The sequence below is a fragment of the Sphaerisporangium sp. NPDC049002 genome (genome assembly GCF_040649355.1).
Lineage (GTDB): Bacteria > Actinomycetota > Actinomycetes > Streptosporangiales > Streptosporangiaceae > Sphaerisporangium.
Genome location: NZ_JBEZFH010000219.1, coordinates 1 through 12501 on the forward strand (window position 1 = coordinate 1; position 12501 = coordinate 12501).

The 12501-nt window shown below is 70.6% G+C and carries 11 protein-coding genes; 6 read left to right on the plus strand and 5 right to left on the minus strand.

Annotated elements, in window-relative coordinates; all coding sequences use genetic code 11:
• Window positions 1-345: 345 nt before the first annotated feature.
• Together AB0B89_RS30290 and AB0B89_RS30295 are read right to left on the minus strand one after the other, a co-directional pair.
• Entirely contained in the window at window positions 346-1998 is a 1653-nt protein-coding gene (locus tag AB0B89_RS30290) for a class I adenylate-forming enzyme family protein (RefSeq protein WP_358559618.1), read from the minus strand.
• Window positions 1999-2049: 51 nt separating this feature from the next.
• Complete coding sequence (locus AB0B89_RS30295) at window positions 2050-3078, minus strand: helix-turn-helix domain-containing protein (RefSeq protein WP_358559620.1); 1029 nt, start codon at window positions 3076-3078, stop codon at window positions 2050-2052.
• Between the two features lie 85 nt (window positions 3079-3163).
• Here AB0B89_RS30295 and AB0B89_RS30300 point away from each other — a divergent pair, with 85 nt between their 5' ends.
• The 3 genes from AB0B89_RS30300 to AB0B89_RS30310 all read left to right on the plus strand — a co-directional run bounded on the left by AB0B89_RS30300 (window position 3164) and on the right by AB0B89_RS30310 (window position 6037).
• On the plus strand, window positions 3164-4615 hold the full coding sequence (locus tag AB0B89_RS30300) for a carotenoid oxygenase family protein (protein WP_358559622.1): 1452 nt from the start codon (window positions 3164-3166) through the stop codon (window positions 4613-4615).
• A gap of 155 nt (window positions 4616-4770) precedes the next feature.
• Entirely contained in the window at window positions 4771-5715 is a 945-nt protein-coding gene (locus AB0B89_RS30305) for an LLM class F420-dependent oxidoreductase (RefSeq protein ID WP_358559624.1), read from the plus strand.
• Between the two features lie 130 nt (window positions 5716-5845).
• The gene (locus tag AB0B89_RS30310) at window positions 5846-6037 is read left to right on the plus strand and encodes a hypothetical protein (RefSeq protein WP_358559626.1); all 192 of its coding nucleotides are present in this window, start codon (window positions 5846-5848) and stop codon (window positions 6035-6037) included.
• Window positions 6038-6136: 99 nt separating this feature from the next.
• Here AB0B89_RS30310 and AB0B89_RS30315 read toward each other — a convergent pair whose 3' ends face one another.
• Window positions 6137-6457 (minus strand): DUF3817 domain-containing protein, encoded by a 321-nt coding sequence (locus AB0B89_RS30315; RefSeq protein WP_358559628.1) that lies wholly within the window; start codon window positions 6455-6457, stop codon window positions 6137-6139.
• Window positions 6458-6506: 49 nt separating this feature from the next.
• Window positions 6507-7295, minus strand: a complete 789-nt coding sequence (locus tag AB0B89_RS30320) for an SURF1 family protein (protein WP_358559630.1) — start codon at window positions 7293-7295, stop codon at window positions 6507-6509.
• A gap of 150 nt (window positions 7296-7445) precedes the next feature.
• Between AB0B89_RS30320 and AB0B89_RS30325 the strand changes: the two genes are divergently transcribed.
• Window positions 7446-7616, plus strand: a complete 171-nt coding sequence (locus tag AB0B89_RS30325; protein WP_358559632.1) for a hypothetical protein — start codon at window positions 7446-7448, stop codon at window positions 7614-7616.
• Between the two features lie 182 nt (window positions 7617-7798).
• Window positions 7799-9262 carry an NAD(P)/FAD-dependent oxidoreductase gene (locus AB0B89_RS30330; protein WP_358559634.1) on the plus strand — a complete coding sequence of 488 codons (1464 nt, stop codon included), beginning with the start codon at window positions 7799-7801 and terminating at the stop codon, window positions 9260-9262.
• Here AB0B89_RS30330 and ggt read toward each other — a convergent pair.
• Complete coding sequence (gene ggt / locus AB0B89_RS30335) at window positions 9259-11091, minus strand: gamma-glutamyltransferase (protein WP_358559636.1); 1833 nt, start codon at window positions 11089-11091, stop codon at window positions 9259-9261. The two genes, AB0B89_RS30330 and ggt, sit on opposite strands and share 4 nt — an antisense overlap.
• A gap of 230 nt (window positions 11092-11321) precedes the next feature.
• On the opposite strand from ggt, the gene AB0B89_RS30340 reads away from it, so the two are divergent.
• Window positions 11322-12501: histidine kinase (locus AB0B89_RS30340; protein ID WP_358559638.1), on the plus strand; the 1180-nt coding region annotated here is incomplete at its 3' end.

Here is a 12501-nt window from a genome sequence, read left to right on the forward strand (position 1 = left end):
ATGAGGTTCTCGCCGACCACGAGGTGCCTCGCGCTCGGCCGGCCTGACCACGGTGGCAAGGGTCCGGCCGGGGGGAACGGACGGCCGGGGAGGGGAGCACTCATGGATCGCTCGCTTTCTACGGATGCCCTCAAGAGGTGGGAGCGCTCCCACACGCCGGACCGGGATCGCTCTGCTGCGCTCGATCGCCGATGGTTCTCCGCGCGCGTCCAGGTGTCAACGACGGCGACGCCCGGCGTTCACCGACCTCGGACGGCGCGAAAACGCGCTGAATCTTTCACCTCATGGCCGTTCGCGCGGACCCTCTCGAACCTCATGGCCGCTCGCGCGGATCCCGCCCTAACCTCAGAGCCGCTCGCGCAGATCCCGCTTGAGGATCTTGCCCACGGCGTTGCGCGGCAGGGCTTCGACGATCTCCAGCCGCTCGGGGAGCTTGTAGGACGCGATGCCCTTCTCCTTGAGGAAGTCCACGAGTGACGGCAGGTCGACGTCGTCCCGTGGCGCGACGACCGCGCAGACCCTCTCGCCCAGCACGCCGTCCGGGTACCCGACGATCGCCACCTCCACGACGGCCGGGTGCCCGGCGAGCAGGGACTCCAGCTCGGCGGGGGCGATGTTCATGCCACCCCGGATGATCAGGTCCTTGGCTCGGTCGACGTACCGCAGGTAACGGCCATCGGGGCCGTCGATCTCGAACACGTCACCCGTGATGAGGTAGCCGTCCTCGTCGAAGGGATCGGCGTCGGCCGTGCCGGCGAGGTAGCCGGCGAAGACGGTGGGCCCGGAAAGATGCAGCTCTCCCGGCCGGCCGGGCTCGGTGATCTCCTCGCCGGAGGCGGGGTCCACCAGCTTCACGCTGCTGGCGGCGAGGGTCCCGGGCCAGGCGCCTCCGGGGACGCCCGGCCGCGGGAAGAACCGTGCGCGCTCCTCGGGGTCCGGAATGTTCACCGGGTCGGAGAGCAGCGCGATGCCCTCGTTGGAGCCGAAGAAGTTGATGACGGCGATGCCGTACCGCTCCTGCCAGCCCCTCACCATCCAGGGAGGCAGCGGCGCGGAGCCCGAGCCGATGCGCGTCAGCGAGGAGATGTCGTACCTTTCGAGCATCTCGGGCTTCCGCAGCAGCATCGTGAGCAGCGCCGGCGGGGCGAGGGTGTAGGTGACCCGTTCCTCGGTGATCTGGTCGAGGTAGACGAGCAGGTCGAACGGGTGGTGCTGGACCATCTGGAACCCGGTGCGGAGCCACGGCAGGAAGACGCCGCCGATCCCGGCCATGTTCACCATCGGGAACGGGTTGAGCACCACGTCGCCCCCGTGCAGCGAGGGCGCGGCGGTGGTGTTCGACTCGACGGCGAACCAGTCGTAGTGGCAGCGGGGCACTCCCTTCGGCGTCGCCTCGGTGCCGGAGGTCCAGCAGATGGTCAGGCAGTCGTTGGGGTCGGTTTCGAGGCCCTTGAGGTGGGCGGCGAGCATGGCGGGGTCGGCGACCGCGGTCTCCAGGTCCCGGGCGGGATCGCCCCAGGCCAGCACGATCGGAGGCGCGGGGACGTCGAGCCTGCGGACGATCTCGGCGTTGTCCCGGTCCCCCACGCGCTCGGCGGTGACGAGCACCTTGACCGCCGCCAGCCGGATGGCCTGCGCCAGCTCGTACTCGCGGTACTGCACGGGCAGGGGGGTGACGACGGCGCCGATCCTGGCCACCGCGAGGAACGTCACCGCGAGCTCCACGCTGTTCGGAAGCTGGACCGCGACCACATCGCCCTGGGCGACACCGGTCTCCAGCAGGACCGCGGCGATCCTGTCGGCCTCCGCGCCCAGTTGCGCCCAGGTCAGCCGCCGGGCCGCGCCGTCCATCAGGCTGGGCTTGTTGAGCGGGTCGACGATCGCGATCGCGTCCGGCCGGGCGCTCACCTGTGCCCTGAACAGCCCGTCGACGGTGTCGCCTGTCCACCATCCACCCGAAGTGAAGCGCTCGATCTGCTGTGGGGGGTGCAGCCTCATCGCGACTCCCATCGTGAATGGAAGGACACTACGAAGACAGAAGCCAGCGGGTCAATGGCAGGCGGGCAGATCCTCGCTGGAGGAGGCCGGAAAAGGCGCGGAACGCAGGTGCGCCGGCATGTCGAAGTGGATCTCCCGGCGCTCCAGCGCCCGGTGGCACACCCGGCACAGCAGGACGGGCCGCAGCGCGGAGCCGCAGGGTTTGTGCGTGATGGTCAGGCCGGACCCTTCCGGAGCGGGCAGCTCCGTTTGAGCCCAGTCGGTGAGGAAGGCGAAGACCTCGAAGAAGGCGAGCCCCTTGTCGGTGAGCCGGTAGAGCCGGTACGAATCGGTCTGGAGCACTCCGAGCTCGACGAACCGCTTGAGCCGCTCGGTGAGCACCGACGGAGCGATGCCCAGCTCGCCCTGGAAGTCGACGAAGCGCCTGATGCCGAGGAAGGCCGCCGCAAGGATCGTGGTGCTCCAGCGGTCGCCCAGGATCTCCATGGAGTGCGGGCAGTAGCCGAGGAATTCGGTCCTGTCGTCACCGCGCACGGTGCGGCGATGGTGGCGCGGCACGCCGATGCGGGCGAACGTCGCGAGGGGGCCGCGCTCGGTGTGGGTGTCCCGGGCGCTCATCGGCGCGCGGCACGTTCCACAGGCGAGGTACGGCCGCGCGTCGTTCCCGCAGGTGTCATGGATCAGGGTGAGCAGCTCGGGCCGGTCGGCCCAGTCGCGCTCCCAGCTGTGGATGGCCACGAGGAGGACCCACAGCCGCAGTCCCCTGCCGGTCAGCCGGTACTCGTAGCGGATGCGGCCGTCGCGGTAGGCGGCCGTCTCGAAGATGCCGTGCCTGACCAGCTCCTTGAGCCGGGCCGCGAGCACGGACTCGGAGATGCCGAGCTCGTCGCGCCACGCGGCGAAGGTGCGGATGCGCAGCAGGAAGGCCCGCTGGAGGATCAGCAGGACCCATCGGTCGCCGAGTACGCCGAGCGCGCGCCCTATGGCGCTGAGATCGGCGGTGTCCCCGTCCACGTGATCGCGGCCTCCGGCCACGGCCTTCCCCACCCCGGCCATGACCGGCGACTCCTTCGTCTCCACCGCGCCAACTCTAAACAGCCCTCTCCGGTCGGGGGGCCCGGCCGGTGCGTTGACTAGCTGACTTTTTCTATCGTAGTTTCCAGTGATGAGGGAACAGCCCACCGCGGTCGCGGCGGTGATGGACGATTCGGGCGAGCCGAACCCGTACCTCCTCGGCGTCTACGCACCGGTCCACGATGAGATCACCACCGGCGACCTCAAGGTCATCGGCGAGATCCCCCGTGACCTGAACGGCGTCTACCTGCGCAACGGGCCCAACGCGCGCCACCCGATGAAGGGCCGCTACCACTGGTTCGACGGCGACGGCATGGTCCACGCCATGCACTTCGAGAACGGCCGCGCGCGCTACCGCAACCGGTACGTGCGCACCAGCGCCTTCGAGGCCGAGTCGGCCGCCGGGAGGTCGCTGTGGACCGGCGTCATGGAGAGCCCGAAGGGCAACCCCTTCGGCAACACCCGCGGGCTCAACCTGAAGGACTCCGCCAACACCGATCTGATCTTCCACAGGGGCCGGGTGCTGGCCACGTGGTACCTGTGCGGCTCGCCGTACTCGCTCGACCCGCTCTCGCTGGAGACCCTCGGCGCCGAGACCTTCCTCAACACGCTGACGGGCGACGTCATGGCCCATCCGAAGGCCGACGAGCGCACGGGTGAACTGTTCTGGTTCGACTACGGGCCACGCGAGCCCTACCTGCGGTACGGGGTGGTCGGCGCGGGCGGCGCGGTCGAGCACTGCGTGGAGCTGGACCTGCCCGGAGCCCGGCTGCCGCACGACATGGCGATCACCGAGAACCACGCGATCCTCATGGACCTGCCGCTCTACCAGGACCTCGACGCCGCGCGGCGGGGAAGGTACAAGCTGACCTTCGACCGCGAACTGCCCTCCCGCTTCGGCGTCATTCCGCGCCGGGGCCTCGCGCACGAGATCCGCTGGTTCGAGGCCAAGCCCTGCTACATCTACCACGTGGTCAACGCCTGGGAGTCCGGCGACGAGATCACCATGGACGTCTGCCGGGTGTCGCGCCCGGCGCCGAGCGGCGCCGGCGGGCCGCTCGCGCGCATGCTGTCGTACCTGAGGCTCGACGCCCGGATGTACCGGTACCGCTTCGACCTGCGCACCGGGCGGACCTCCGAGGGGTTCGTGGACGAGGGCCACAACACCGAGTTCCCCTCGATCGACGCCCGCCGGACCGGCCGTGCCACGAGGTACGCCTACAACGTGTCCGTGATGGACGCCGACACCAACCTGTTCGACGGCCTGGTCCGCTACGACAACGTGACCGGCGAGAAGCAGGTGTACCGCTTCGGCGAGCACCGCTACGGCAGCGAGGCGCCGTTCGCCCCCCGGGACGGCGCGACCGGCGAGGACGACGGCTACCTGGTGACGTTCGTCACCGACGAGCGCGAGGGCGCCTCGGAGGTCCAGGTCCTGTCCGCGTCCGACCTGACGGCGGGGCCGGTCGCGCGGGTCCTGCTCCCCCAGCGCGTGCCCCTCGGCTTCCACGCCACCTGGGTCAGGCCGGACCAGCTCCATTGATCGAGCAGATACGCATATGACTCATAAAACGGAATCAAATGGAAGTGGTGGGGAGTGTCCAATATGAGATTGACTAAGCGTCTCGCAAGGACGGTGTCGGGGGCATGCCGTACGAGGCACGACGGCTCCCCCGGGCTATGGCAGGAGCATGACACATGAGGCTCAGCGTCTCCCTCGGGCTGTGGCAGGACCGCCCGGCGGGCGAGGCGGTTCGGACCGCTCAGATCGCGGACGAGCTCGGCTACCCCGAGGTATGGGTCGGCGAGATGGCGACGTACGACGCCTTCGCCCTCGCCACGGCGATCGGCGCGCGGACCGGCCGGGCGGCTCTCACGGTCGGGCCGCTGGCGGTGAGCGTGCGGGACCCCCTGATGATCGCGATGGGAGCCGCCTCGGTCGCGGAGCTCACGGGCAGGCGGGTGAACATCGCGCTCGGCACCTCCAGCCCGATGGTGGTGGAGGACTGGCACGGCCGGTCCAGGGCCGGCTCGGGCACGGCGCTGCGTGAGACCGTCCAGGCGCTGCGGCCCCTGCTCGACGGGGAGAAATCCGACTTCGCGGGCACGCGGGTCTCCAGCAAGGGCTACCGGCTGCGGCTGCCCGCTCCCCGGTCGGAGCTCACCGTCGCCGCCTTCGGCCCCGGAGCGGTGGCCACGGCCGCTCTCGCGGACCGCATGGTGCTCAACCTCCTCACCCCGGCCTCCGCCGCCCGCCTGATCACCGATCTGCGCCTGCTCACGCCCAGCACGCGGGCCGCCGCCTGGGTGACGGCCGCGGTGGACCCCGGCCCGGCCGCGATCGAGCAGATCAGGCGTGGCGTCGTCCCCTACCTCGCTGCCCCCGGGTACGGCGAGATGTTCGCCGAGGCCGGTTTCGAGGACGTGGTGCGGTACGCCCGTACCCTGCCGCACCCCCGTGAGCTGCTCGCCAAGATCCCGGACGCCCTGCTGGAGTCGGTCGCGCTGATCGGCGACTCGGTCGAGATCATGGACCGGCTGGACGCCTACGCGGAGGCGGGCGTGGACGAGGTGGCGCTCGTGCCCGTCAGCACCGACGCCGACCCGTGCGGCGAGGCCACGCTCAAGGCCCTCGCCGACTGACCGCCCGCGCACCGGCCCCGGATCCGGACGGCGCCGTGAACGGAACTCCGGCCGGAGTGCCACACGTTGACGGGACGACGCAGAATGGGCGTGGGGACCACCCCCGCTCGGCGAAGAGAAAGGCCCGGCCATGTCGCCAGTCGCAAAGTATTACGTGGGCGCGGGGATCGCCTCCGTACTCGCCCTTCTCCTGCTGCCGTCCCTGGTCGCATGGGTGCTGGTCCTGGCCGTGCTGGCCGGGCCCGTGGTGGTGTACTTCATGCTGGACGAGTCGCAGCGCGCAAGGCTCCGGCGGATCCGGCGGCGCCAGATCGGCCGCTGATCGCCCGCACGACGACCGCGTGACCGGACGGGCCGACCGTCCGCCCACGCGGTCGTCCGCGATCGGCCAGGCGCGGTCACACCCGATCGTGCCACGGGATCAGGCCGGGGCGACGGCGATCTGCTCCTGCACGCGCTGGGTCACCTTGCGCTCGATCACGAACGACAGGAACGGGATCGTGCCGGCGAGCAGCACTCCCAGGATGTAGGGCCAGGTCCAGCGGGCCTTGAGACCCAGGTTGAGCGCGGCCAGGAGGTAGACGGCATAGATGAAGCCGTGCACGGGGCCGACGACGGCGACGGGCGTGGCGTTGTCGAAGACGTACTTCAGGACCATGGCGCCCACGAGGGCGAGCAGCATGCAGCCGACGACGTAGGCCATCACCCGGAAGGGCTTGAGCGCGGAATCCACGATGATCATTACCTCGCTTGGAGAGCGGTCACCACACGATATCCGGGCATGAGGGTGGTCAGCCCTGCGGGGACGCGCTGAGCTCCGCGGTCGCGGCTCCGCCCGCCCGGCCCGCGCGCACCGCGTCGCGTACGAAGTGGAACCACATGAACACGGCGAACGCCGCGAAGATCCACCATTGGGCGGCGTAGGCGAGGTTCCGCCAGGTGAAGCCGCCCCCCTCGGTGGGCGGGGGCACGTCGACCAGGCGGGTGACCGGGGCCATCGGCGCCGTCGCCACCACGAACCCGTCATGGAGCCGGGCACCATGCCAGATGTTGATCAGCTCGGACGTCGAGACGGTCGCCACCTGGCCCGCCGGGAGCGGAGAGGTGCGCCTCCTGGCGAAGTCTGTGGGCTCGGACGGCTGGAGGCGCCCGCTCACGCTCACCGTCCCGCCCGGCACGGCCGTCGCCGGGTCGGACGGAGAAGCGACCCACCCGCGCACGACAGGCACCAAGGTGCCGTCGGCCAGCTTCAGGGGGGTCAGCAGCCAGTAGCCGCCGTCCTTGCTCACGCCGCCGCCGGACTCCACGGTGGGCTCGCGCTCGGCCACGAGCAACTGCCGGGACGCCTCGAAGGTGCCCTGCGCGGTGACCCTGCGGCTGATCGCCGGTGCCGGCACGCGCCTGCCGGCCTCGACGAGCGTGGACAGCGCGATCGGCGCCGGATCCACGACGGCATGGGGACGGCCGGACTCCTCGAAGACCCCGAGCTGCCAGCGCCCGAGAAAGGTGAACGAGATCAGCACCCCGATCGTCACCAGGTGGAGGCCCACGAGGCGGGGCGAGAACAACGTCCGGAGCATGCCCCCACGCTATCCGCACAGGCCCGTGGTCCGGTCTTCGGTCCTGCTCAGGCAGGGCGGGCGCCGCCGCTCGGGGAAAGCTTCCGCAGCCTGAGGCCGAAGTGGCATAAACAGCGTCAAGTCACCACCGAGGTCGATAAAGTCGTGCCCATGTCCGAACCTCAGATTGATCCTGCGGGGAACACCCAGCAGTTCAAGGCCTTCGCCCAGCGCCAGGAGCCCGAGCCCGTCGCGCCGCAGCGGTCCTACCTGGTTCCCGTGATCGCCGCGGTCGCCGCCGTCATCGTCGTCGCCGTGGTCGTCTTCCTGCTCCTCCGGTAGGAACCGGCCGCTCGTAGAGGCCACGCGCCGTCGGCCACGCGCCGTCGGCGCTTTCGCCGTACCCGGAATCGGTTCGGCGCTTTCCCCGTACCCGGAAATATGCTGACAGAGGCGGGGATGGACCAGGACGACACCTGCGTCTAAATTGGACCGAAGGTCCAATACGGGGTGGAGGAGATGGAATGGCAGCCACGGGCCCCGGCATCACGATCATCGGCTCCGGTTTCGCCGGGCTCTGCATGGCGATCAAGCTGAAGGACGCGGGGTACCACGACTTCGTCATCCTCGAAAAGGACGCGGACCTCGGCGGCACCTGGCGCGACAACACCTACCCTGGTTGCGCCTGCGACGTTCCCTCCCCGATGTACTCCTTCTCCTTCGAGCTCAACCCCGAGTGGTCCCGGCTGTTCGCCCCGCAGCGGGAGATCTGGGACTACATGCGTGCATGCGTGGACAAGTACGCGCTCGCGCCCCACTTCCGATTCGGGAAGGAAGTCCGCGGGCTCGAATACCTGGACGAGACCAACCGCTGGCGGGTGAGCACCGCCGACGGCGCGACCTTCACGACGAACGCGGTGGTGTCGGGCATCGGGGCCCTGCACGTCCCGTCCCTGCCGGAGATCCCCGGACGCGAGACGTTCGCCGGCCGGTCGTTCCACTCGGCGAACTGGGACCACTCCTGCGACCTGACCGGCAAGCGCGTCGCGGTCATCGGCACCGGAGCCTCCGCCGTCCAGTTCGTCCCCAAGATCGCCGGGCAGGCGGAGCGGTTGCACGTCTTCCAGCGGACCGCTCCGTGGATCCAGCCCAAGCCCGACATCCGGCTCTCGGAGCGCACCCGGAAGACGCTCAGGACGCTGCCCCTGGCCGGGCGGGCGCTGCGCAACGCGGTCTACTGGCTCCTGGAGACCCGCGCCCTCGGGTTCACCGTCGACCCGCGCCTGATGCGGATCCACCAGGCGGTGGCCGAACGCCACCTCGCCGCCCAGGTGCCCGACGCGGAGCTGCGCGCCAAGCTGACGCCCGGCTACACCATCGGCTGCAAGCGCATCCTGCTCTCCGACGACTACTACCCGGCCCTCGTCCGGGACGACGTCGAGCTGGTCACCGACCGGATCACCGAGATCCGCGAGCACTCGATCGTCGACGCGACCGGCCGGGAACGCCCGGTCGACGTGATCATCTACGGCACCGGGTTCAAGGTCACCGACGCGCTCGGCGAGCAGCGGATCACCGGCAGGGACGGGCTGAAGATCCAGGACGCGTGGCAGGACGGCATGCAGGCCTACCTCGGCACCGCCACGGCGGGGTTCCCCAACCTGTTCTTCCTGCTCGGCCCGAACACCGGGCTCGGGCACACCTCGGTCGTCTTCATGATCGAGGCCCAGGTGCGGTATGTCATGTCCTGCCTGCGCCTGCTGTCGTCGGCCCGGGCGAGGGCCCTGGATGTGCGGCCCGAGGCCCAGCGGGCGTACAACACCAGGCTCCAGGAACGGCTCACCCGCCTGGTGTGGTCCGAGGGCGGCTGCGTGAGCTGGTACCTCGACGACCAGGGCCGGAACCGCACCCTGTGGCCCGGCTTCACGTTCGAGTTCTGGGCGCGAACCCGGAACGTGAAGCCGAGTGCCTACGAGCTGATCCGCTAGGGCCTCTCTGAGACCACCAGCGCGCTGCCGCCGCCCCTGCGGGAAGGCTCGGCGACCGCCTGGACCTTGCCGCGGCCGAGGAACTCAAGCCCCGTGGCCGCGCCGATCTCCCCGACCGGCGGGCCGGGGGCGATCGTCAGCGTGTGGCCCTTGGCGGTCAGCTCGGCTCCGTAGCGGTCGATGAAGCCCTGCTCGGCCTGCGTCGCGGCGGCGTTGCGCTGGCTGCCCCTCGGCGCGGCGACCGCGTCGGGCAGGGACATGCCGAACTCGTAGCGGTTGACGAGGATCTGCAGCACCGTCGTGATGATCGTCGCCCCGCCCGGCGAGCCCACGGCGAGGAGGGGCTTGCCGTTCTTCAGCACGATCGTCGGGGCCATGGACGAGCGGGGGCGCTTGCCGGGGGCCGGGAGGTTCGGGTCGCCGGGGGCCGGGCCGAAGGTGAAGTCGGTCAGCTCGTTGTTCAGCAGGAAGCCCCGCCCCGGGACGACCATGCCGTTGCCGCCGGTCTGCTCGATCGTGATGTTGTACGCCGCGACGTCGCCCCAGCGGTCGGCCACGACCAGGTGGGTGGTCTCTGGCCCCTCCGGCTTCTCGGCGGCGCCGGCCTCGTCGGCCGCGAGCGGCCTGCCCTCGATCTGGCACCCGCCGTACGAGCCGTCGGGCGAGCCGGGCGCGGCCGGGTTCGGCATCGCGACGTGGCCGATCAGGCAGGCGCGCTCCTTGGCGAACCCGTCGGACAGCAGCCCCTTGAGCGGCACGTCAACGTAGTCGGGGTCGCCCACGAACTTGTTGCGGTCGGCGAAGGCGAGGCGGGAGGCCTCCAGGTACTCGTGGACGCCGACCTTGGGCAGCGCTTCGAGGATGTTCAGCGCCTCGCCGACCGTGGAGCCACCGGAGGACGGCGGCGCCATGCCGTACACGTCCATGCCGTTGTAGCTGATCTTGCTCGGGGCGCGCTCCAGCGCGCGGTAGGCCCGCAGGTCGGAGAGCTCCATGAGACCCGGCCGCACCACGCGGGTGGACCCGGGCCTGACCGGGGGCGACTTGACGGTGGCCACGACCTCCTCGCCGAGCTTGCCCCCGTACAGCCAGTCGCCGCCGCGCCTGCCCAGCTCGCGGTAGGTCGCGGCGAGGTCGGGGTTGCGGAAGACCGAGCCGACGGGCGGCGGAGCGCCGTTCGGCAGGTACAGGGAGGCGGTGGAGGTGAAGTCCGCGAAGCGCGCGGCGTTCTGCGCGGTCTGGTCGTAGAAGGTCTGGTCGACCGTGAAGCCCTTGGTGGCGACGTCGATCGCCGGCTGGAGCGCCCGCTTGAGCGACAGGGTGCCGAAGCGCCGCAGCGCCAGCTCCCACTGCGCGAGGCCGCCGGGCACGCCCGCCGACAGCCCGCTGGTCACGGCGGCGTCGAACGGGATGGCCACGCCGTTCTCCTGGAACGAGGTCTCGGTCATCGCCTGGGGGGCCTTCTCGCGGCCGTCAATGGTGAAGACCTTGCCGCGCCGGGCGTCGTAGTAGACCAGGAACCCGCCGCCCGACAGGCCCGCCGAGTACGGCTCGGTCACGCCCAGCGTCGCGGCTCCCGCGACGGCCGCGTCCATGGCGTTGCCGCCCTGCTTCAGGACGCTCAGCGCGGCCTTGCTCGCGTCGAGGTCGACGGTGGACACGGCGCCGCCGTACCCCTCGGCGACGGGGACCTTGGCCGGCTGCCCGTGCCCCTGGGAGCCGGGCGGTGTCCCGGTGGTGATCGGCGCCCGTGCGTCGGCGGGCGGTATGACGAGTGCCAGAGAGGCGGCGACCCCTACAAAGGGCACCGCCAGGCGGCGAAAGCTCATGCTGGACCTCATTCCTAGATCGCACCAGCATTGACTCATAGCTTCACAACCGTGGTCAATTATGATCAAAGTGTCCGCATGCGGTCGTGCCGCCGGGCAGAGGTGTTCACATGAAGTGATGAGAGTGTAACGCAGGGTCCGTGTGGCGCCGGGCGGTACGCCGGTTACCGTAGGCGGCACTGCCCCCCTGGGACGACGCTCTGGTCAGCGCGCTGACGTACCGTTCTGGCGTGCGCACGAAACGGTCCCATTGGTTCGACTCCACGCTCCCGCTGCTCGTGGGCATGGCGCAGGTGTGGGGTTCGATCGGCGCGCAGAGAGCCCAGATCGACGCCGCCGACCCCGGCACCCGCGTCCCGCTCGACACCCTCGGGTACGCGCTGCTGACGGTGGGGCCGCTCGCGCTTGTCGCGCGCCGGGCGCATCCCGTGGCGGCGCTGTGGGTGACGATCGTGGCGACCTGCGTCTACGTCCACCAGGGCTTCGCCTACGGGCCCGTGTTCGCCGCCCCCATCTTCATGATCGTCAACGCTGTCATGGCCGGGCACCGCCGGGCCGCGTGGGCCGCCGGTGGTTCCCTCTTCCTCTTCTTCGCCGCCTACGCCACCTGGCTCCTCCCGGTGCGCCAGGGCTGGCTGCACCACGCAGGCGTCGGAGCGATCATCCTGGTCGTGCTCACCGGGGCCGAGATGGCCCGCGCCCGGCGCGAGCAGCGCGTGGAGCGCGAGAGGGTCGAAGAGGAGGAGGCCAGGCGGCAGGCCAGCGAGGAGCGCCTGACCATGGCGCAGGAGCTGCACGACGTGCTCGGGCACAGCATCTCGCTCATCCACGTCCAGGCGTCCACGGCCCTGCACCTCATCGACGACCACCCCGAGCAGGCGCGCACGGCGCTCGCGACCATCAAGCAGGCCAGCAAGGACGTGCTCACCGAGATGCGGTCGGTGCTCGGCGTGCTGCGGGACGGCGCCCCCCGGTCGCCGGCGGCGGGCCTCGGCCAGCTCGACGAGCTGATCGGGCGCACGGGGCCGGCGGTCACCATGGAGACCGAGGGCATTCCCCGGCCGTTGCCTCCGGGGGTCGAGCGGGCCACCTACCGGATCATCCAGGAGTCGCTCACCAACGTCACCAAGCACGCGCCCGGCGCGCGGGCCACGGTGACGATCACCTACGGCCCGGAGGAGCTGTACGTCCGCGTCGCCGACAGCGGCGCGACCGCGCCGAGCGCGCTGACCGACGAGGGGGGCGGCAACGGCATCCCCGGGATGCGCGAGCGCGCCGCCGCGCTGGGCGGCTCGCTGACCGCCCGACCCCATAGGGCGGGCTTCAACCGGCTGGTGGGCTACATCTGCCCTACCACAGCCGTATGGATGCGAGACCACTCCAGAGTCCCGGAGGTCCTGCGGATGCGAG